Origin of the sequence: Mycolicibacterium vinylchloridicum (assembly GCF_013404075.1) — a bacterium.
GTDB classification, from domain to species: domain Bacteria; phylum Actinomycetota; class Actinomycetes; order Mycobacteriales; family Mycobacteriaceae; genus Mycobacterium; species Mycobacterium vinylchloridicum.
The window spans coordinates 128,645-148,407 of the sequence record NZ_JACBJQ010000005.1 but is presented as its reverse complement, the minus strand read 5'-3'; the positions used below and the strand labels follow the sequence as shown (position 1 = coordinate 148,407).

The following is a 19,763-nucleotide window of genomic DNA, read 5'->3' as shown; positions in this document are numbered from 1 at the left end:
GGCCGCTATTGGTCCGTGGCCATTGGCAGGCCGGGGCATGTTGTCCGGTAATCGATGTCGGGCGACACCCACTCATCCCACTGGGCGCGGCTCATGTTCGTGGTCAATTTGGAGCACAGGTCTCCCGCGGTGGCCTTTGTCGACCACAATCGCATCGCTCCGTCGTCACCGGCCGACACCACCAGGTGACGTTCGGAGTTGATCGCGACACCCACGACCAGGGCGGCGTGCCCTTGCAGCGGTGCACCGATAGGGCGTCCCGAGGCGGCATCCCACAAGCGAACATCGCCCTCGTAGCCGCCGGAGACGATCAACCGGCCGTCCTGTCCGTACACGACGGAACCGACGGCGTCAGTGTGGCCGATCAGCGGCTTGCCGATGGGCGCACCGGTCTGGGCATTCCACAGTCGTACGAGTCCATCGCTGGCGCCGGACACAATCCGCGTTCCATCCGGGCTGTAGGCGACGCTGTCAACGGTGTTCGTGTGCCCCGTGATCGGCTTCCCGATCGGAGCCCCGGTGCTGGCATCCCACAGCCGAATCGTGCGGTCGACGCTGCCCGAGACGATGCGTGACCCGTCCGGGCTGAAGGCGACGCCATAGACGTCACTGGTGTGTCCGGTCATCGGATTACCGATCGGTGCACTGGAATTGACATCCCAGATCCGAATGGTCCGGTCCGCGCTGCCCGATACCAGCCTGGAACCGTCCGGGCTGAATCCGATGGCCCAGACGAGGTCCGTATGCCCGATCAGTGGCCGGCCCACCAGCTTTCCGGTGTCCGTGTCCCAGATGCGGATGGTCTTGTCGTCGCCGCCCTCGGCCAACCGGCGGCCGTCGGGGCTGAACGCGACCGCCTCGACCGCTTGCTTGGGCGTGCCGGGCAGCGGTGCGCCCACGATCATTCCGGACTCGGTGTCCCAGAGCCGCACCGACCCGTCGTCGCCGCCGCTGGCGATCAGTCTGCCGTCCGGGCTGAGCGCCACCGTCCACAGCTCGCCCTGCCCGGCCAGAATCATGTCGCCGACATCCCACAGCCGTACCGTCTGGTCGTAGCTGCCGGTGACGATGTAGCGACTGTCGGGGCTGAAGGCGAGGCTGTAGACGTCAAACTCGTGACCGGTCAACGGTTTACCGACGGCTGTGCCGGTTCCGGCATCCCACATCCACACGACATTGTCGCCACCGGCCGACGCGAGCATCCGCCCGTCGGGGCTGAAGGCGATCTCATGAACGATGTCGTCGTGGCCAACCATCGGCCCGACGATCGGCCGGCGGGCATCCGCATCCCAGAGAAACACGTTCTTGTCCTTCGACCCTGATGCGAGCCGGTGCCCGTCGGGGCTGAAGGCCACAGCCGTCACCGCGTCTTTGTGCCCGGTCATCGGCTCACCGATCGGAGTCAGCGCGTTGGCATCCCACAGCCGAACGGTGTTGTCATTGGTACCCGAGGCGATCCGGTGTCCGTCGGGGCTGAACGCAATCGAATTGACGGCGTCCTCGGGACCCACCAGAACTTGCGCCAGTTGCGTGCCGGTGCCCGCATCCCACATCTCGATCATGCCGTCCGAGGACGCGGTGGCGAGCCGGCTCCCGTCGGGGCTGAAGATCACCTGCTTGACGTTGACCGCGTCGATCCGCATGGGTGCGCCACTTGCGGACGCGGCATCGGCATTCCAGACCAGAACGAATTGTTCGCTGGCCGCGGCCAACTGTCGGCCATCGGGGCTGTAGGTGACACTGAACGCCGAGTCCGTCAGCCCGGTGAGGGGTTGTCCGACGAGCGTGCCGGTCACCCTGTCCCAGATCCGCACCAGGTGGTCGTCGCTGGCACTGGCGACCCGGCTCCCGTCGGGGCTGAAGGCCACGCTGTACACCGGAGACCCGGCGGGAATGATCTTGACCAGGTCGTGCCGGCTGACCGCAGCACTGTAGATCGCGTCGTCATCCGGATCGTTGTCGATGAGTCGAGCGGCGAGCACCTGTTGTAACGCCCGCTGGTCGCCCCCGGGCCGCACCTGCTCGAGCATGCCCTGGGCTTCCGATTCCAATCTGGCCGCTGTCGCCTGCCGAAACCGGGCCTGGGCCTGGCTGTGTGCCGATGTGGCCCACACCGACGCCGCGATCGCGAGCACAGCAACGGTTGCCGTACATGCGACCACTACGCGCAGCACTCGGGATCTCTTGCGCAGCACCGCAGAATGCTGCTCGGCGATGGCTTGCTTCTCCTGTGCGTGTTCGGCCCGCTCCTGCGCTGCACGCAGATCCGATTCGCGCTGATGCTCCTCGGCTGCGCGGCGCTGTTCCTCGCGTTCGCTTGATGCGGCAAGATATTCGCCGGCGCGGGCAAGACGCTCGTGAAAGCCCGGCTTGTCCAAGAGCACAACCGCTTCGTCCAGCCGGGTGCCTTCCAGCAGCCAGGCCGGATCCCGATCATTGGCCTCCCAGGCGTGGGCATAGTGTTCGAGGTCGTCGGCGTCCTTGAGGTCTTGCCGTTCTTCACGCAACCAGTCGGCCAGTTCGTCCCATTGCCGGAGCAGGCTCTCCAGCGCCACCTCGACCACGGTCTGCCCGTCGCGGGTGTCCTTCAACATCAGGCGCTTTGCCACCAGCGCGTCGATGAGGGGGCGGCTTGTCTCGGGCAGATCCGACCAGCGTGCCACCCGCCGCATCGGTTGATCATTGTTGGGATTGATCGTGGCCAGCCACGGGATGAACGCCGCGCGCAGCGCTTGGAGCTCTTCTTCCTGTTGCTGCGGATGCGCGGCCAGCACCTCGTCGATTTCGGTTTGCACCACTCGGTGCATGCCGCCAAGCGCCTGGTAGTGCTCGAGGCTGAGCTCGCCCGTATCGCCGTAATCGGTGTAGAGCCGCGAGAGTGTCAGAGCCAGGATGGGCAATGTGTCCGCGCCATCGGCGGCGTCGAGCAGCAAGCGCTCGACGAGATCCGGAGCCACTTTCAACGGCCGGCCCGCGTCGGTCGAACGTTGCGCCGGCCCGGTGATCACTTCCTTGAACTCGGTGGGAGGCATGGGTTTCAGTTCGTCGAACAGCACGGTGCCGATATCGGCCATCGCCGGATGGGTCTGCATCAGCTCATAGCGATCGGTGCGGATGGTGGCCGCCACAACCAGCCCGGTCTGTGTGGTGTTCAGTTGCCGCCCCGCACCTTCCAGCAGCCGCAGGAACCTATCGGCCTGCTCGCCGGCATCGGCGGAGAACAGCTCTTCGGCTTGATCCAAGGGCAGCAACAGCGTTGGCGCTACGGGTGCATCCCCGCGCTCCAGTAGCCGCGCTGCGGCCTCATTGCGAATATCGTTTAGCCACAACACTACTCGGTCGACATCTCCGCTCGAGCAGGCCGCCTTGATCTCGCCGAGGCTCGGCTTGCCAAGCCCGAACGACCGCCGCCCGGCGAAGATCGCCGCGGCCAAGCCGGACTGTCCGGTCAACGCGCTGCGCTCAGGACGAACGATGTCGAGCACCGCGAAACGGCGGTCTTCGCGTCGCAGACGAGGCAGCAGGCCGGCACGCAGGAAGGACGACTTTCCCGTCCCCGACGGGCCGAGCACCACGAACCAGGCGTTCACTCCGGACATGCGCATGCCGCGCAGGGCATCCAGCGCGCGCACGATTTGCGCGTCCCGCCCGAAGAACACTGCCGCGTCGGCGGATTCCAACGGCTCCCATCCGCGATACGGTGCCCGCCCCGGATCATCGCGTGGTGGCCAGGCGAAAGACTCGGCTCCGATTCCGGCGCCACGGAGTCCTTCGCGCAGGCGATCGAGTCCGTCTGTCGCGAACGTCACGGGCGGTCCGGACCCGATATCGATCTGCGTCGTCGGGCCGTCGCCGAACAGGTCACACCGTTGCCACTCCAACGTCAGATCGTCGCCGGCGGACGACTCCAGCCGAGCAACGAAAATCTGCTTGTTCAGGTTCTCCGCGGTGCGATATTCCACCTTGCACTCGTGCGAGGCTTCCCAGTTTCGCGAGAGCAGGCACACAACGGCTTCACAGCGCGCATTGGCTTGGCGCAATGCGTCCTTCCACCGTGTCCCGGCCTTCAACCCGGTGTGATGGTCGACATCGAGAAAGATGTCGTCGGGCAGCGAAGCATCCTGCTCGATCAGCCACTGCTTCAACGCGATCGCTTCGCGGGAGTCCACGCTCGAGTGGCTGAGGAAGATGCGGGACATGGCGTCACCCCCAGCGGCGAATTAACGACCGTGTCACGGTATGTCACGAAACGCCAGCGTGTAGGTAGTTTCGGATGAAAGAACCAGCTTCGACCGTCATACGACCCAACCACGTTCGCCATTGACCCGATCGCCCTGCCGACTACAGTCACTCTGTGGGGTCTGCATCGTTGTCACAAACGCGTCTGAACGGTACCGCCGCGTGAACACCACCCCGCACTCTCCTGGTGGCTCCAATGACGATGAATGGCAGCTATTTCGGCGGATCGGCACCGTGGTGGCCGAACGGCGGACCGAAGACTGGACGTGGACGCTGCGGTCCGGGCAAACCATGGCGGCCGGCGCCGGCGACTGGGCTGTCCACGACACCACCACCGGGCACACATGGTCGGTGCGCGACGACATCTTCCGCTCTCGCTACGAGAACATCGGCGGTCGCATCTGGCGACGGCGAGGCATGGTCAAAGCGCGGCCCACGCACGATGGCGAAGTGGTCGACACCCTCGAAGGCCGCGTAACCACCTCGGCCGGCGAATGGTTGGTGCTCGGCGAGCACGGCGATCGGTGGCCGGTCCCGGGCGACGAGTTCGCGCAGCGATATGACGGGCCCGTTCGCGACTAGGATTTCTCACATGCTCGACGACGGCGCTCGGATCGGCGTTGCGGCCTCCCGCCGGCTCGCGGAACTCAGCGCGGTGACCATGGCCCCCGGTCTCACCGACGATGAGCTGGCACGTATCGAGGGTGATTTCGGTTTCGAATTCGCCGACGACCATCGGTCTTTTCTGTCCTGTGCTCTACCCCTTGGCGAATCGTGGCCGGACTGGCGGTCGGCACCGCGACGGAGCCTGCACCAGCGATTGAGGCTGCCGACGGACGGAATCCTCTTCGCCGTTGAGTGGCAGGAATTCTGGGGTGCCGGGTGGGGCGTCCGCCCGGCTCGGATGAAAGATGCGCTCCGTAGCGCGAACTACCAGCTGGCACGCGTGCCACAGCTGGTGCCGGTCCATTCACATCACTACCTGCCCGCCGGCCGCGGCCGCCACGGCCATCCCGTGTTATCGGTGTATCAAGCCGACGTAAAATGTTGTGGCAGTGACCTTTTCGACTACATCGAGTGCGAGTTCGGACGTGTCGAGCCCGGCCCGGCGCCGCCGACACCGACGGTGGAGTTCTGGTCCGACCTGACATAGTGAATGATCGACTGATGCCCCAGCCACGGTTGAGCCGAATCCTGGAGTGGCTCACCCATCAGAGCGTCCAGTCCCGAGATGCACCCGAATACGGCTCGTGGCTGTTGGGGAGCGTCTCGGAAAGCCAGCAGCGCCGCCGTGTGCGTCTTCAGATCATCCTCACCGTGTTCGTCGTGGTCGCCAACCTCATCGGCGTTGCCGTCGCGATGACGGTCATCACCGTCGCCATCCCGGTCCCCAACATCTTCGAGGGCCGCGCGCACACCGTTACGACCGTCATCGCCCCGGCCTACGTCGTCATCGCCGTGGGGCTGGGCTGGGCGTGGGCCACCCAGCGCATCATGGACACCCTGCGGTGGGCGATCGAGCAGCGCCCGCCCACACTGCGCGATCAGCGCAACACCTTTCGGGCACCCTGGCGGCTGACCGTCATCCCCCTGGTGCTGTGGGGCGTCGGCGCCGCGCTGCTGACCACCCTGTACGGGGTCATCGACACCGGCTACATCCCGAAGCTGCTGTTCGGGATCAGCTTCAGCGGGGTCGTGGTTTCAGCGAGTTGCTACTTCTTCGCCGAATTCGCGTTGCGGCCCATTGCCGCCCAGGCGCTCGCGGCCGGGAAGCGCGAGCATCGCACCGGAGCGGGAGTCTCCGGGCGCACTCTCGCCGCCTGGCTGCTGGGTTCCTGCGTCCCGGTCGTCGGCATCGCGTTGGTAGCCGCGTTCACGCTCACGCTGCGCAACATGACGGTCACGCAACTCGCCGTCGCCGTGTTGTTGTTGTCAGGCGCTGCAGTGCTTTTCGGATTCATTCTCATCCTCATCTCGTCGTCGTTGGTCGCCTCGCCGGTACAAGCGGTCCGGGCCGCGATGCAGCGGGTCGAAGACGGCGATCTCGACGCCCATGTGGTCGTGTTCGACGGCACGGAACTCGGCGAGTTGCAGCGCGGCTTCAACACCATGGTTCAGGGACTACGTGAACGAGACCGTGTGCGGGACCTGTTCGGGCGCCATGTCGGTCGCGACGTGGCCGCCGCTGCGGAGAAGCAGAACATCAACCTCGGCGGCGAAGAATGCCACGCGGCAGTCATGTTCGTCGACATCGTCGGCTCCACACAGGTCGTGGGCAGCCGTCCCCCGGTGCAAGTCGTCGAATTGCTCAACCGATTCTTCGCTGTCGTCGTCGACGAGGTCGAGCAGCAACGCGGCCTCGTCAACAAATTCGAGGGCGACGGCGCACTGGCGATTTTCGGCGCCCCTGTGGCACTGGACAGCCCCGAAACCTCTGCGCTGCGTGCCGCGCGCCGTATCGCCGAACGCCTCCGCGTCGAGATTCCTGAGCTTTCGGCCGGCATCGGTGTGGCTTCCGGTGTCGTGGTGGCCGGCAATGTCGGCGCGCATCAGCGCTTCGAGTACACCGTCATCGGCGACCCTGTTCACGAAGCGTCCCGCCTGTGCGAGGCGGCCAAGAAGACCACCGATCGGGTGCTGGCATCCGCCATCACCGTCGAGGGCGCCGCCGCCGACGAGCAAGGCAACTGGCGCGTCGAGGACGAAGTCGTCCTGCGGGGCCGTCAGGAACCCACGCGACTGGCCGCCCCCAGGGTGTACGACGTCATCGACAGCGAGCCGTAGGCGCAGCCATCGACCAGCACGTCGACGCCACCACCGCCGGCTGCCGCAAGTCCCGCGAAGTACAGCAGCGGCAGAAAATGATCCGGGGTCGGCACCGCGGTGGCGTAGTCCGGGTGTTCGCGCAGCCCGACGGAATCGTGTGGAGCGTTCAACAGCTGTGCCCTCGCCTCGTCGTCGAAGCGTTGAGCCCAGTCGAAGCCCTTGTCCGCCAACGCCGGATCCATCCCGGCTAGGTTATGCACGACGTTGCCGCTGCCGAGGATCAGCACGCCGCGTTCCCGCAGCGCCGCCAGCTTGGCGCCGAGGGCGAGGTGGTACTCCAGCGGTTCGAAGGCGTTGATGGCCAACTGCACCACGGGTACTGAGGCATCCGGGAAAGCGTGCACCAGTACCGACCAGGTGCCGTGGTCGATCCCCCAGCTGTCGACGTCGGCACCCACCCAGGTCGGCTCGACGACATCGGCGATCTCCTCGGCGAGCTCTGGCAACCCCGGAGCCGGGTACTGCACGTCGAACAGCTCGGTGGGAAAACCGAAGAAGTCGTGGATAGTTCGCGGCAGGGCCATGGCGGTGACGGCGGTCGCGTTGATGTACCAGTGTGCGCTGATGACGAGGATGGCGCGGGGACGCGGCACCGCATGGCCGAAACTCCGCCACGTCGCGGTGTAGCGGTTGAGCTCCAGGGCGTTCATCGGACTGCCGTGCCCGATGAACGCCGCCGGCATGAGTTCGGCCATAGACTCCAGTGTTACTCGCTATGGGTGAGCTGGTCGGCGAACGCCGCGCCCGAGTTGCCGTTGAGCTTGGCCGCGTCGAAGCCGTAGGCGACCACGTCGCCGCGGATCGCGCGCAGGGGATCCTCGAAATCGCGGAAGTAGCCCATCGCCCACGCGCCCTCCTGGTAGCCGATCAGCTTCAGCAGGTCGTCGTCGAGTGTGCGCGCGACTTCGGGTGGCACCGACAGGAATTGGTTTTCCTCCTGGCGGACCCAGCCGACGCAGTAGTTGACGTTGATGGCGCGCCGGACGAGGTCGCTGCGATTGGCCGCACCGCTGTGCACGATCTTGCCGGAGTACAACAGCACCGACCCGCGCGACATCTCGGCCTGCAGGCACTCGTCGTCGGCGTAGTCGGTCGGCTTCTTGTCGCCGACCTGACTTCCCGGAACGACACGGGTGGCGCCCATCTCGGCGGTGTAGTCGGTCATCGCCCACAACGTGTTGCACTGCACGTGGTAGTCGTCGGGAAACGGGTAGAAGTCGAAGGCGTTCTGGTCGCGGTGCAAAGCCTGATCGGATTCGCCCGGTTCGATCGAGATGACCTGGGTCAGCATCAGCTGGAATGCGCTGGCGTGGCCCAGGAAGTCCTTGCACACGCCGAGGATGGTCGGATCCTGAATCAGAGTGCGGCAGGCCGGCGAACGGGCGACGAGCGCGCCGGTGCGCCGGGTCTTGCGACCGATCATCGCGTTGTAGCCCATGGGCGTCGCGTCGAGGTAGGGCGCCAACTCGTCGCTGATGGTGTCCATCAACGCGTTCGGCACCAGATCGTCGACGATGACGTAGCCGTCGCGGCGGAGGTGGTCGGCGAGGTCGGCCGGCGACGTGGAGGCCGGAACGTGCGTCAGCGCGGTCATGGCTTCGAGTATCGCGGAGCATGTGTGTTGACCAGGTAAAACAGCGTCACACCGCCGTTACGGTTGTCTCCTGCGGGCCGGCTTACGCGCTGGCTTCCCTGCAGCGGCGCGGGCGGCCTGCTTGGCCAGCGTCTTCTCGCGTGCGGTGCGCTTGGGTGTCGGCTGGGTCTGCCCGCGTGACGAACCGGGCTTACGCCCGCGCACGATGCCGGTGAATTCTTCGACCAGTGCCGACGGCGGACCCTCCGGGAACGCGAGCGCCACCGAGCATGTCGGTGCGTCGGCGATCGGACGAAACGTGAGGTCCTTGCGGTGATACAGCCGGGCCAGCGACTGAGGAACGATGAGCGCGCCCATTCCCGCGGCGACGAGTTCTATTGCATCCTCGGTGGTTTCCGGCCGGTGATCGACCGGGTTGCCGGGCGGATCCGTCCAGGCGACGACGTCATCGAGCGGCAGCAGCGTCGGCTCACCGGTGAGGTCCGCAGCGGTGATCTCGTCGGCTGCGCTGAGTAGGTGGCCGGTTGGCACCACGACGACCGTCGTTTCCTCATAGAGCGGGATGACGGCCAACGCCGAGGTATCGGTGGGGAGCCGGAGCAGCGCGACGTCGACGGTTCCGGCCCGAACCTCGGCCGCCGCGTCTTTGGCAGCGACGACGCTCAATGTCAGCGGAACGTCCCGGTGGCGTTCTGCCCAGATCCGTGCCCACTTCGCGGGTGTCGCCCCGGGGACGTACCCGAGGGTGAGCGAGGGCTGGGTCACCGCCCCAGGTTATAGGCTGATGGGCATGAGCAGGCCTGATGCGCAGTCCATGAAACCCGCCACGGCGGCCAAAAAGCTGGACGTGTACCTGCCCGCGACCCCGGCGGAGTTCCAGGCCAGCACGATCACTCGCGACGAGCTCGCCGCGCTGCAGGCGGACCCGCCGCAGTGGCTCAAGGACCTCCGCAAGAACGGGCCGCACCCGAAGAACCTCGTTGCGGCCAAGCTGGGCGTGTCGATCTCCGGTCTCGCTCGCGGTGGTGTGGTGGATGCACTCACCACCGAGCAGATCGAGGCACTACTAGCCGAGAAGCCGGACTGGCTGATCGCCGAGCGCGAGAGCTATCAGAACGTGCTGGCCGAGGAACGTCGGTTGAAGGCTGCCCGCGCCGAGAAGGCTCGTTGAGTCGACCTCGAGCGCGCGGTTTCATACGCAACTCGCCGTATGTGGCGTATCAGATGGCACAACCGGCGAATGCACAGCTAGTGCAGCCGGTTTCGCGATACCCGTGCAATGACTGGACACGTTCGACATGCATAAGGTCTGAGCAGTCCGCTAAATTACTCCGTCCGGAAAGTCATGCCAGCACCATGGGCCCGGATAAGCTCAGCCCGAGTCTTCCATGCAGTATCGACAGCCCTCTTTCTTGATTCCCCGATTCGTGTGATGTCGGGTGTGCGCGTTTCGTTTACTTGACGGCATGGGACGCCCCTTGCGCACAGCGGACATCTTCGCGCGCGTCGCATCGCTCGCCCGACGTCCGTAATTCGGATTGCCCGCGCCGCGCCGCTGCTCGGCCAGCGCTTCACGCGCCTCTTGCGACATGACCCGACCGAAACCGGGGTGATCAATTCCGAACTTTCCGAAATTGGGGTTAGCAGGGCCCGCGTTCTGCCCCTTTCGCATCTTTGACCATTTCGCACGTTGTTCCGCCGCATGAGTCCGTCCGTAGAAAGGGTTGTCTGCCGCGTATCTGCTGATGCCCTTGCGCCCCGTCGATCGGATTCGCGCGGCCTCTCGCATCTCGGCCGTCCACTCTATTCCCATGGGGCCAAGTCCGCCCTCTGACAGATTGAGTAGCGGGAATCCCTGCCGCCGAAGCGACTTGATCCAGTCGATTTCTGCCTGGCCAAGTTCACCGAGATCTTCTATGCAGTCGAGAAGGTCAACGTCAATGGCTTCGCCCTCATGCGCCCGAAGCCGATCGTAAAACGGCGTCTTTCTACCCGAACGAGCAACTTGCAGATGCTGCCGCAGGCGAGTCTCCGCGGACTTCGTCGTTAGACCTATATAGCGATAGACGAACTCCGACCGCAGCCTGATCCCATAGATCACGCCTCCGGTCGGACGTTCAGCAGCCATGCGGCGACGATAGGCCTGAGGACTGACATGTACGGGTGACCCGACCCGTTGACATAGAACTGAGGGCGAAGATTCCGCGGAATCTTCGCCCTCAATTCTGAATCAATGCGCTACAGCATGCAGCTGACGCAATTTTCCACCTGCGTCCCTTCCAAAGCCATCTGGCGAAGACGGATGTAGTACAGCGTCTTGATTCCCTTGCGCCAGGCGTAGATCTGCGCCTTGTTGACCTCGCGGGTATCGGCGGTGTCCTTGAAGAACAGCGTCAGGCTCAAGCCCTGGTCCACATGCTGGGTGGCCGCGGCGTAGGTGTCGATGATCTTCTCGTAGCCGATTTCGTACGCGTCCTGGTAGTACTCCAGGTTGTCGTTGGTCATGTAGGGCGCCGGGTAGTAGACGCGGCCGATCTTGCCTTCCTTGCGGATCTCGACCTTGCTCGCCACCGGGTGAATCGAACTGGTGGAGTGGTTGATGTAGGAGATCGACCCGGTCGGCGGCACCGCCTGAAGGTTCTGGTTGTAGATGCCGTTCTTCTGCACCGACTCCTTGAGCCGCAGCCAATCCTCTTGCGTCGGAATGCGAATGCCCGCCTTGTCGAACAGCTCGCGCACCCGCTCGGTCGCCGGCTCCCACACCTGCTCGGTGTACTTGTCGAAGAACTCCCCCGAGGCGTACTTCGACTTCTCGAAGCCCTTGAACGCCGACCCACGCTCGATGGCGATCTTGTTCGACGCCCGCAGCGCGTGATAGAGCACCGTGTAGAAGTACATGTTCGTGAAGTCGATGCCCTCTTCGGATCCGTAGAAGATCCGTTCGCGCGCAAGGTATCCGTGCAGGTTCATCTGCCCGAGCCCGATCGCATGCGAGTCGTTGTTGCCCTGCTCGATCGAAGGCACCGACCAGATGTGCGTCTGATCGCTCACCGCGGTCAAACCGCGGATGGCCACCTCAATGGTCTGCGCGAAGTCCGGCGAATCCATCGCCTTGGCGATGTTCAGCGAACCGAGGTTGCAGGAAATGTCCTTGCCCACCTTGGCATACGACAGGTCCTCGTTGAACAGCGAGGGCGTCGACACCTGCAGGATCTCCGAGCACAGGTTGGAATGGGTGATCTTGCCGTCAATCGGGTTGGCCCGGTTCACCGTGTCCTCGAACATGATGTACGGGTAGCCCGACTCGAACTGCAGCTCGGCCAGCGTCTGGAAGAACTCGCGAGCCTTGATCTTGGTCTTGCGGATCCGGCCGTCGTTGACCATCTCGTGGTACTTCTCGGTGACCGAAATGTCCGCGAACGGAACGCCATACACCCGCTCGACGTCGTAGGGCGAGAACAGGTACATGTCCTCGTTCTTCTTCGCCAGCTCGAACGTGATGTCGGGAATCACCACACCCAGCGAAAGGGTCTTGATGCGGATCTTCTCGTCGGCGTTCTCCCGCTTGGTGTCCAGGAAACGGTAGATGTCGGGGTGATGCGCGTGCAGGTAGACCGCACCCGCACCCTGCCGGGCACCGAGCTGGTTGGCGTAGGAGAACGAGTCCTCCAGCAGCTTCATGATCGGGATGACGCCCGAGCTCTGGTTCTCGATGTTCTTGATCGGGGCGCCGTGCTCACGAATATTGGTCAGCAGCAACGCCACCCCGCCGCCGCGCTTGGACAGCTGCAGCGCCGAGTTGATCGAGCGGCCGATCGACTCCATGTTGTCCTCGATGCGCAGCAGGAAGCAGCTGACCGGCTCGCCGCGCTGCTTCTTGCCCGAGTTGAGGAACGTCGGGGTGGCCGGCTGGAAGCGACCGTCGATGATCTCGTCGACCAGCTTCTCGGCCAGGACGGTGTCACCGGCGGCCAGCGTGAGTGCCACCATCACCACGCGGTCCTCGAAGCGCTCCAGGTAGCGCTTCCCGTCGAACGTCTTCAGCGTGTAGGAGGTGTAGTACTTGAACGCGCCGAGGAAGGTCGGGAAGCGGAACTTCTTGGCGTAGGCGCGGTCGGTCAACGTCTTGACGAAGTTGCGCGAGTACTGGTCGAGAACCTCACGCTCGTAGTAGTTCTCGCGAATCAGGTAGTCGAGCTTCTCGTCCTGATTGTGAAAGAACACCGTGTTCTGGTTGACATGCTCGAGGAAGTACTGGCGCGCGGCCAGCACATCCATGTCGAACTGGATCTTGCCGTCCGCGTCGTACAGATTCAGCATCGCGTTGAGCGCGTGGTAATCGGTCTCCCCGGGCAGCGCGTGCCCGGACGTCATTACAGGCTCAGCAGCTGTGACTGTAGGTGCCACGTGTCCTCGTCCTCCCAGAATTTCGCCAATTCCGCACGAACGGCTTCCACGTCCTCTGCGGTTCCCATCATTTCGAAGCGGTACAGCAGCCGAACCTTGCACTTGTGCGAAACCAGTTTGGCCGCAAAGCAGTACTCGGCACCGAATTGTGTGTTGCCGGCCCCGACCACCGCGCGGATGTGGGACCTATTGTGTGGATTGTTCAAAAACGCGATGACCTGCTTGGGCACATACCCCTTGGCGTCGAGTGTCGGGCTGTCCCCTCGACCCCTGCCATAGGTGGGCAGAAGCAGGACGTAAGGCCCCGCTACCTCGATCCGCTCGTGCAGAGGAATCCGGATGGCCGGCACGCCCAGCTTCTGCACGAAGCGGTGGGTGTTCTCCGAAACGCTGGAGAAGTACACCAACCGCTCCGGGCCGACCTGGCTGCCATCCGGATTCATCACTCGCTCCTCGTGGCGCCCGGACTGCTAAGCGCTCAGAACGGCACCGGAGAGGGCCTTGATCCGCTCCGGCCGGAAGCCGGACCAGTGATCACCGCCGGCGACGACGACAGGCGCCTGCAGGTAACCCATCGACATCACGTAGTCGCGGGCGTCCGCGTCCTCCGAGATGTCGACGACGTCATAGACCAGCCCTTCCCGGTCCAGGGCCTTGTAGGTCATGTTGCACTGCACGCACGCGGGCTTGGTGTAGACGGTGATGGTCATCTTCGGTATGGCTCCTCAGCGAAACATGGCGATGGACTCAAGACGGTCACGGGACGGACTGTGCGCAGGCACTCATGTACTTTCAGCGAGCTTTCGGACCGTGGAATTCCTGACCGGCGGGGCCGCTCGGACCGACATCTCAGCTTCGGTTCCGGCGTTCCGGCGGCCCTGTGACTCTCGGGTCTGTCGGCCTCACGAACACTACACCTAGTGGCCGACAGCGAGAAGAGATACAACATGTTCTGAATAACAATTCTGAAATTCCCTGGTCGTAAGCCTCACGATGCCGACCCGCCCGGCGTGTCGCATGTCACAACACGCCGACCGACACCGGTTGCGTCTAGATCTACCAGGAGGCACCGACATCTTCGGCCGAGCGCGGCGACGAACACCCGCCGATAGCAAAACCGCCGGCGCAATCGCACCGGCGGCTCGACAAGCTGGACAGACGCGCTCAGCTCACCTCGGCGGCGAGCTTGCCGACCACATCGCGAACGGCGGCGGCGACCTCGGCGTTCTCCCGCGGATGCTTACCGTCGAGAGCGCTGGCCGGCAATGACAACTTCACCGACTCCACCACCCGCGGCCCGGCGATCCCGAACGACTTGCGCGTCTCATCGTGTGCCCACACCCCGCCGTACTGTCCGAGCGCGGCCCCGATGACGGCCAGTGGCTTGTCCTTGAGCGCGCTATTGCCGTACGGCCGCGACAACCAGTCGATGGCGTTCTTCAACACACCCGGGATGCTGCCGTTGTATTCGGGCGTCACCACCAGCGCGGCATCGGCCTGTGCGGCGGCCGCCCGCAATGCCACCACCGGGGCGGGTGCGTCGTCGGTGTCGATGTCCTCGTTGTAGAACGGCAGGTCACCGAGGCCGTCATAGACGGTCACCGTGACGCCATCGGGCGCCGACTCTGCCGCAAGCTCGGCCAGCTGGCGATTGACCGATGCCACCCGCAAGCTGCCTACCAGCGTCAGCACGTTGATATCCGCCATGTCCGCAATCCTTTCAATCGTCCGAAGATCCTCGCACGACACAACCGGACTGCGGTCCGGTTTATTTCCGGCTGAGCTAAAGTATGGGAGTGAGCGTGATCGGGCCGGCCAATGAGCTGCCGGTTTCCGCGCCACAAGAACGGGGCGATGCAGCCCGCAACAGACTCCTCCTACTCGACGCCGCCCGCACCCTGATTGCCGAACGCGGCGCCGACGGCGTCTCCATGGACGATATTGCCGCAGCGGCAGGCGTGGGCAAGGGCACCTTGTTCCGCCGCTTCGGCAGCCGCGCCGGCCTGATGATGGTCCTGCTCGACGAGGACGAGCGCGCCATCCAGCAGGCTTTCCTGTTCGGCCCGCCGCCGCTGGGACCCGACGCCCCTCCCCTGCAGCGACTTCTGGCCTTCGGCCGCGAGCGGCTGCGCTTCGTGCAGACCCACCGCGACCTACTGCTCGATGCCAACCGTGACCCTGACTCCCGCTACAGCGCACCCTTCGCAGTCATGCACACCCACGTCCGGGTGCTGCTGCAAGCGGCAGGCACCACCGGCGATCTCGGCGCGCAGGCCGATGCACTGCTGGCACTGCTGGACGCCGACTACGTCACCCGTCAGCTCGTCGAGCGCGGCCGCACCATCGACGAGCAGGGCGACGCCTGGGACAGCGTCGCGCGCAAGTTGTGCGGACGGTGAGCACCCCCGAATCCCGCCCCTGGGTCCTGCACGTGGACCTCGATCAATTCCTGGCCTCCGTCGAACTGCGCCGCCACCCCGAGTTGGTCGGCCTGCCGGTGATCGTCGGCGGCAGCGGCGATCCCACCGAGCCCCGCAAGGTGGTGACGTGCGCGTCCTATGAGGCCCGTGGGTTCGGGGTGCACGCCGGGATGCCGTTGCGCAGTGCCGCGCGCAAGTGCCCGGACGCGACGTTCCTGCCGTCCGACCCGGCCGCCTACGACGAGGCATCCGACCAAGTGATGGGTCTTCTGAGGGATCTCGGCCATCCCGTCGAGGTGTGGGGCTGGGACGAGGCGTACATCGGCGCCGATGTCACCGACCCGATGGAGCTGGCCGACCGGATCCGCACGACGATCGCGGCCGAAACCGGGCTGGCCTGTTCGGTTGGCATCAGCGACAACAAGCAGCGCGCCAAGGTGGCGACCGGCTTCGCCAAGCCCGACGGGGTCTACACCCTGACCGACGCCAACTGGATGGAGGTGATGGGCTCCCGCCCGGTCGACGCACTGTGGGGCGTGGGACCCAAGACTGCGAAAAAGCTTGACAGCATGGGTATTACATCCGTTCGACAGCTCGCACACACCGATGCCGAGCTGCTGACGGCCACCTTTGGACCGCGCACCGGCCTGTGGCTGCTGTTGCTGGCCAAGGGCGGCGGAGACGCCGCGGTCAGCGCCGAGCCGTGGATCCCCCGATCACGCAGCCACGTGATGACCTTCCCGCGGGACTTGACCGAGCGCGCCGAGATGGACGCCGCCGTCGTCGATCTCGCCCGCCAAGCCCTCACCGACGTGGTGGCACAGTCGCGCATCGTCACGCGCGTTGCAGTCACTGTGCGCACCAACACTTTCTATACGCGAACCAAGATTCGCAAGCTCGACCAGTCGAGCGTCGACGCCGACGTGATCACGGCCGCGGCGCTACGGGTGCTGGATCTCTTCGAACTCGACCGCCCGGTGCGTCTGCTCGGCGTGCGCTTGGAACTGGCCCCACCGCACTAGCGATTTCGGCGCGCAAACCGCCGCTGAGCGAACGAAAACGCGCCGAAATCGCTCAGGACGGCGGGCTAAATGTCGCGCCGCGGGGTCGCAAAGCGCGCGTGAAGAACACGTTGACCCGCGTCATCGCCACGCTGTAGGGCCACCACGCCAATCGCTTGAATGCGTAGAGCGCGCGGATATCCGGCGAGGTGTAGATCAGGAAGCGGTTCTTGGTGATCCCGGCCAGAATCGCATCAGCGACCTTCTCGGGCGTCACCGCGTGTCCACTGAACCGCTCGACCCAACGCTGCACCTTCGGATGGTCGCGATCGACGCCGGCGATCTGCACGGTCTTAACCAGTGGCGTGTCGACGGCGCCCGGCACCACCAGCGAGACGCCGATGTCGTGGCGGGCCAGATCAAAGCGTAGTACTTCCGAAAGTCCCCGCAGCCCATACTTACTCGCGCTGTAGGCGGCATGCCAGGGCAGCGCGACCAGACCGGCCGCTGAGGAGACATTGACCAGCTGACCGCCACGGCCCGCGGCGAGCATCGGCGGCAGGAACGTCTCGATGACGTGGATCGGGCCCATCAGGTTGACGTCGATCATCGATCGCCAATGCCGGTGGGTCAACTGTTCGACGGTGCCCCACGCCGAAATTCCGGCGATGTTCATCACGATGTCCATCGCCGGATGGTGGGTGTGGACATCGGCGGCGAACCTGGCGACCGCGTCATAGTCCGCGATATCCAGGGCACGGTGTTCGCCGACAACAGCGCCCAGCGCACGGGCATCGGCCACGGTCTGCTCCAGCCCGTCGGCGTTGACGTCGGTGAGATACAGTTCGGCGCCGTCGCGCGCCAGCCGTAGTGCGGTGGACCGGCCGATACCGCTGGCGGCGCCGGTGATGAGCACCCTCTTGCCCGCGAAGCCATCAGCCATGGATCAGGCGCCGACCTGTCCGCCCCAAAGCGCGTGCAGCCAAAGCTTTTCCAGGACCAGCACGGCCTCGTCCATCTTCCGGTCGGGGCCGACGAACGCGGAATCGCCGGACAGCGTGAACGCGGTCGTCGCCGCCAGGGTTCGGACCAATCCCCGGATGTCATCGCTGATCGGGGATGCGGTCCGGTTGCGGAGTTCGGCCTCGACGATCGGCACGATCTGGTTGACGACGGCCTCGTTGTAGGCGTCGAGAATCTCCCGGATCTCGGCATCGGTGTGACGGGCGGCATTGCAGGCCGACATCACCGGGTCGTTGTGGGCGTAGACCGCGGCGGCACTGCGCACCATCCGCTCGGCGAACGCTGTCGGCGTCTCGTCGGCGCCGCGCGGCGCGAACGAATGGGTGAGTTCCTCGAGTTCGTGGGCGGCCTCGCCGACGATGTGGGCCAGCACGGCGTATTTGGAGTCGAAGTAGAAGTAGAAGCCGGAGCGAGCAACCCCCGCCCGGTCGCTGATCGTGCTGACCGAGAGTTCGGCGAATGGTTTTTCTTCGAGCAATTCGCGCACGGCCGCGACGATGGCGTGCCGCTGCTTGTCGCCCCGGCGACGGGGCGCCTCGAAGGGTTCCTGCTGCGCGGTCACCCGTTTACCTTGCACCACGCCGGGGCCGAAACGAAACTTGACATGCGTCAAGAAAGTTGGCCAGGATGGAGGAACCTGTGGCCCTGGCCACACTCCGGGCCCGGCCCGGATGCCTGTCCCCCCGTTTCCGAGGAGCGCCGATGCCCACGATCAGCACCCCGCACTACCTGCTGGACCAGGCGAAGCGCCGCGTCACCACGTCGCCGATGCTGACCCTGCCGGGCATGGGTGTCCTGGAACGGCGGCTCAACGCCCGCGACTGGCCGCAGCACGCCATGGCCCAGCCGCCCGCCGATAGCGACCTCAAAGCCGTGATGGGTGACGCCGGACTGCCGATCATCGGCCACATGGTCGAGATGTTCCGCGGCGGGCCGGACTTCTGGCTGCAGAAATACCGCAAGCACGGCCCGATCATGCTGCTTGACTCGCCGATCATCCCGACGGTCGCGGCACTGGGGCCCGACGCCGGGCAGGCCATCTACTCCAACCGCAACAAGGACTTCTCACAGCAGGGCTGGACCCCCATGATCGGGGCCTTCTTCCACCGCGGCCTGATGCTGATGGACTTCGACGAGCACATGTTCCACCGCCGGATCATGCAGGAGGCGTTCGTCCGGAGTCGGCTGGTCGGCTACACCGAGCAGGTCGACAAGGTCGTCTCGCAGGTCGTCGCCAACGACTGGGTGACCAACGACCCGCGGTTCCTGCTCTACCCGGCGATGAAGGAGCTGACGCTCGACATCGCCTCGATGGTGTTCATGGGCCATGAGCCGGGCACCGACCGCGAACTGGTGACCAAGGTGAATAAGGCCTTCACGGTCACCACCCGGGCCGGCAACGCGATCATCCGCACCGGCATCCCGCCGTTCACGTGGTGGCGCGGTCTGAAGGCCCGCGAATACCTCGAGAACTACTTCGAGGAGCGGGTGCGAGAACGCCGCGGCAAGGACGGCTCGGATCTGTTGTCTGTGCTGTGCCAGACCGAGGATGAGGACGGCAACAAGTTCTCCGACGAAGACATCGTCAATCACATGATCTTCTTGATGATGGCCGCCCACGACACCTCGACGTCGACGGCGACGACGATGTCGTACTACCTGGCCGCCAATCCCGAGTGGCAGGAGCGTTGTCGCGACGAGTCCGACCGGCTCGGCGACGGGCCGCTCGATATCGAGGCGCTGGAGAAGCTGGAATCCCTCGACCTCGTCATGAACGAATCGATCCGGCTGGTGTCGCCCGTGCAGTGGGCGATGCGCCGGACCGTGCGGGACACCGAGCTGCTGGGCTACTACCTGCCCAAGGACACCAACGTCATCTACTACCCGGGCATGACCCACCGGCTCGAGGAGATCTATCCCGACCCGTACAAGTTCGACCCGGCCCGCTTCGCCGAGCCGCGCAACGAGCACAAGAAGCACCGCTACGGTTTCACCCCGTTCGGCGGCGGCGCCCACAAGTGCATCGGGATGGTGTTCGGCCAGCTGGAGATCAAGACGATCATGCACCGGCTGCTGCGCCGCTACCGGCTCGAACTGCCGCGCCCGGGCTATGAGCCGCGCCAGGACTACGGCGGCATGCCGGTGCCGATGGACGGCATGCCGATCGTGCTGCGCCCGCTGCACTGACTTCTGCGGCCAGACGCAAAAACCCCCAGAAAGCCGGCTTTTTGAGGGTTTTTGCGTCTGCTCGCG

General features: G+C 65.0%; 18 protein-coding genes. 7 read left to right on the top strand and 11 right to left on the bottom strand.

Features of this window, described 5'->3' with window-relative positions:
• Window positions 1–5 precede the first annotated feature (5 nt).
• Window positions 6–4,199, bottom strand: a complete 4,194-nt coding sequence (locus tag HPC46_RS06815) for an nSTAND1 domain-containing NTPase (RefSeq protein ID WP_179468124.1) — start codon at window positions 4,197–4,199, stop codon at window positions 6–8.
• A gap of 202 nt (window positions 4,200–4,401) precedes the next feature.
• Here HPC46_RS06815 and HPC46_RS06810 point away from each other — a divergent pair, with 202 nt between their 5' ends.
• Genes HPC46_RS06810 through HPC46_RS06800 form a run of 3 tightly spaced genes read left to right on the top strand, consistent with a single transcriptional unit; the run spans window position 4,402 to window position 7,023 of the window.
• Window positions 4,402–4,821, top strand: coding sequence for a hypothetical protein (locus HPC46_RS06810; protein WP_179468122.1), 420 nt, complete (start codon window positions 4,402–4,404; stop codon window positions 4,819–4,821).
• Between the two features lie 10 nt (window positions 4,822–4,831).
• Window positions 4,832–5,392, top strand: coding sequence for a hypothetical protein (locus tag HPC46_RS06805; RefSeq protein ID WP_179468120.1), 561 nt, complete (start codon window positions 4,832–4,834; stop codon window positions 5,390–5,392).
• Between the two features lie 14 nt (window positions 5,393–5,406).
• The gene (locus tag HPC46_RS06800) at window positions 5,407–7,023 is read left to right on the top strand and encodes an adenylate/guanylate cyclase domain-containing protein (protein WP_179468118.1); all 1,617 of its coding nucleotides are present in this window, start codon (window positions 5,407–5,409) and stop codon (window positions 7,021–7,023) included.
• On the opposite strand, the gene ygiD is transcribed toward HPC46_RS06800, so the two are convergent.
• Genes ygiD through HPC46_RS06785 form a run of 3 tightly spaced genes read right to left on the bottom strand, consistent with a single transcriptional unit; the run spans window position 6,963 to window position 9,424 of the window.
• Window positions 6,963–7,748 carry a 4,5-DOPA-extradiol-dioxygenase gene (gene ygiD, locus HPC46_RS06795; RefSeq protein WP_179468243.1) on the bottom strand — a complete coding sequence of 262 codons (786 nt, stop codon included), beginning with the start codon at window positions 7,746–7,748 and terminating at the stop codon, window positions 6,963–6,965. The two genes, HPC46_RS06800 and ygiD, sit on opposite strands and share 61 nt — an antisense overlap.
• 23 nt (window positions 7,749–7,771) lie before the next feature.
• Window positions 7,772–8,659: a phytanoyl-CoA dioxygenase family protein gene (locus tag HPC46_RS06790; RefSeq protein WP_179468116.1), complete on the bottom strand. Its 888-nt coding sequence runs from the start codon at window positions 8,657–8,659 to the stop codon at window positions 7,772–7,774.
• A gap of 57 nt (window positions 8,660–8,716) precedes the next feature.
• A complete protein-coding gene (locus HPC46_RS06785) occupies window positions 8,717–9,424 on the bottom strand; it encodes a LysR family transcriptional regulator substrate-binding protein (protein ID WP_179468114.1) in 708 nt (235 codons plus the stop codon).
• A gap of 25 nt (window positions 9,425–9,449) precedes the next feature.
• Here HPC46_RS06785 and HPC46_RS06780 point away from each other — a divergent pair, with 25 nt between their 5' ends.
• Complete coding sequence (locus HPC46_RS06780; RefSeq protein WP_179468112.1) at window positions 9,450–9,830, top strand: DUF5997 family protein; 381 nt, start codon at window positions 9,450–9,452, stop codon at window positions 9,828–9,830.
• A 201-nt stretch (window positions 9,831–10,031) separates the two neighbouring features.
• Here HPC46_RS06780 and HPC46_RS06775 read toward each other — a convergent pair whose 3' ends face one another.
• From HPC46_RS06775 to HPC46_RS06755, 5 genes are all read right to left on the bottom strand, one after another.
• Window positions 10,032–10,787 carry an NUMOD3 domain-containing DNA-binding protein gene (locus HPC46_RS06775; RefSeq protein ID WP_179468110.1) on the bottom strand — a complete coding sequence of 252 codons (756 nt, stop codon included), beginning with the start codon at window positions 10,785–10,787 and terminating at the stop codon, window positions 10,032–10,034.
• A 110-nt stretch (window positions 10,788–10,897) separates the two neighbouring features.
• Window positions 10,898–13,033, bottom strand: a complete 2,136-nt coding sequence (gene nrdE, locus HPC46_RS06770; RefSeq protein WP_179468108.1) for a class 1b ribonucleoside-diphosphate reductase subunit alpha — start codon at window positions 13,031–13,033, stop codon at window positions 10,898–10,900.
• Entirely contained in the window at window positions 13,033–13,509 is a 477-nt protein-coding gene (gene nrdI / locus HPC46_RS06765; protein WP_005141571.1) for a class Ib ribonucleoside-diphosphate reductase assembly flavoprotein NrdI, read from the bottom strand. The genes nrdE and nrdI overlap by 1 nt, the downstream gene beginning before the upstream one ends.
• A gap of 27 nt (window positions 13,510–13,536) precedes the next feature.
• Window positions 13,537–13,776 carry a glutaredoxin-like protein NrdH gene (gene nrdH / locus HPC46_RS06760; protein WP_179468106.1) on the bottom strand — a complete coding sequence of 80 codons (240 nt, stop codon included), beginning with the start codon at window positions 13,774–13,776 and terminating at the stop codon, window positions 13,537–13,539.
• A 454-nt stretch (window positions 13,777–14,230) separates the two neighbouring features.
• On the bottom strand, window positions 14,231–14,773 hold the full coding sequence (locus tag HPC46_RS06755; protein WP_179468104.1) for an NADPH-dependent FMN reductase: 543 nt from the start codon (window positions 14,771–14,773) through the stop codon (window positions 14,231–14,233).
• An 83-nt stretch (window positions 14,774–14,856) separates the two neighbouring features.
• Here HPC46_RS06755 and HPC46_RS06750 point away from each other — a divergent pair, with 83 nt between their 5' ends.
• Window positions 14,857–15,465 (top strand): TetR/AcrR family transcriptional regulator, encoded by a 609-nt coding sequence (locus tag HPC46_RS06750; RefSeq protein ID WP_179468102.1) that lies wholly within the window; start codon window positions 14,857–14,859, stop codon window positions 15,463–15,465.
• On the top strand, window positions 15,462–16,508 hold the full coding sequence (locus tag HPC46_RS06745; RefSeq protein WP_179468100.1) for a DNA polymerase IV: 1,047 nt from the start codon (window positions 15,462–15,464) through the stop codon (window positions 16,506–16,508). The genes HPC46_RS06750 and HPC46_RS06745 overlap by 4 nt, the downstream gene beginning before the upstream one ends.
• 52 nt (window positions 16,509–16,560) lie before the next feature.
• Here HPC46_RS06745 and HPC46_RS06740 read toward each other — a convergent pair whose 3' ends face one another.
• Window positions 16,561–17,430: an SDR family oxidoreductase gene (locus tag HPC46_RS06740; RefSeq protein WP_179468098.1), complete on the bottom strand. Its 870-nt coding sequence runs from the start codon at window positions 17,428–17,430 to the stop codon at window positions 16,561–16,563.
• 3 nt (window positions 17,431–17,433) lie between these two features.
• The gene (locus HPC46_RS06735; RefSeq protein ID WP_179468095.1) at window positions 17,434–18,072 is read right to left on the bottom strand and encodes a TetR/AcrR family transcriptional regulator; all 639 of its coding nucleotides are present in this window, start codon (window positions 18,070–18,072) and stop codon (window positions 17,434–17,436) included.
• 140 nt (window positions 18,073–18,212) lie between these two features.
• Between HPC46_RS06735 and HPC46_RS06730 the strand changes: the two genes are divergently transcribed.
• Window positions 18,213–19,697 carry a cytochrome P450 gene (locus HPC46_RS06730; RefSeq protein ID WP_179468093.1) on the top strand — a complete coding sequence of 495 codons (1,485 nt, stop codon included), beginning with the start codon at window positions 18,213–18,215 and terminating at the stop codon, window positions 19,695–19,697.
• Window positions 19,698–19,763 lie beyond the last annotated feature (66 nt).

Bases quoted from the DNA above. Each gene is read 5' to 3' on its own strand.
- HPC46_RS06790 (WP_179468116.1), bottom strand. From the start codon at position 8,659: ATGACCGCGCTGACGCACGTTCCGGCCTCCACGTCGCCGGCCGACCTC.
- nrdH (WP_179468106.1), bottom strand. From the start codon at position 13,776: ATGACCATCACCGTCTACACCAAGCCCGCGTGCGTGCAGTGCAACATG.
- HPC46_RS06815 (WP_179468124.1), bottom strand. From the start codon at position 4,199: ATGTCCCGCATCTTCCTCAGCCACTCGAGCGTGGACTCCCGCGAAGCG.
- HPC46_RS06755 (WP_179468104.1), bottom strand. From the start codon at position 14,773: ATGGCGGATATCAACGTGCTGACGCTGGTAGGCAGCTTGCGGGTGGCA.
- ygiD (WP_179468243.1), bottom strand. From the start codon at position 7,748: ATGCCGGCGGCGTTCATCGGGCACGGCAGTCCGATGAACGCCCTGGAG.
- HPC46_RS06800 (WP_179468118.1), top strand. From the start codon at position 5,407: ATGCCCCAGCCACGGTTGAGCCGAATCCTGGAGTGGCTCACCCATCAG.
- nrdE (WP_179468108.1), bottom strand. From the start codon at position 13,033: ATGACGTCCGGGCACGCGCTGCCCGGGGAGACCGATTACCACGCGCTC.
- HPC46_RS06740 (WP_179468098.1), bottom strand. From the start codon at position 17,430: ATGGCTGATGGCTTCGCGGGCAAGAGGGTGCTCATCACCGGCGCCGCC.
- HPC46_RS06730 (WP_179468093.1), top strand. From the start codon at position 18,213: ATGCCCACGATCAGCACCCCGCACTACCTGCTGGACCAGGCGAAGCGC.
- HPC46_RS06750 (WP_179468102.1), top strand. From the start codon at position 14,857: ATGGGAGTGAGCGTGATCGGGCCGGCCAATGAGCTGCCGGTTTCCGCG.
- HPC46_RS06805 (WP_179468120.1), top strand. From the start codon at position 4,832: ATGCTCGACGACGGCGCTCGGATCGGCGTTGCGGCCTCCCGCCGGCTC.
- HPC46_RS06775 (WP_179468110.1), bottom strand. From the start codon at position 10,787: ATGGCTGCTGAACGTCCGACCGGAGGCGTGATCTATGGGATCAGGCTG.
- HPC46_RS06780 (WP_179468112.1), top strand. From the start codon at position 9,450: ATGAGCAGGCCTGATGCGCAGTCCATGAAACCCGCCACGGCGGCCAAA.
- nrdI (WP_005141571.1), bottom strand. From the start codon at position 13,509: ATGAATCCGGATGGCAGCCAGGTCGGCCCGGAGCGGTTGGTGTACTTC.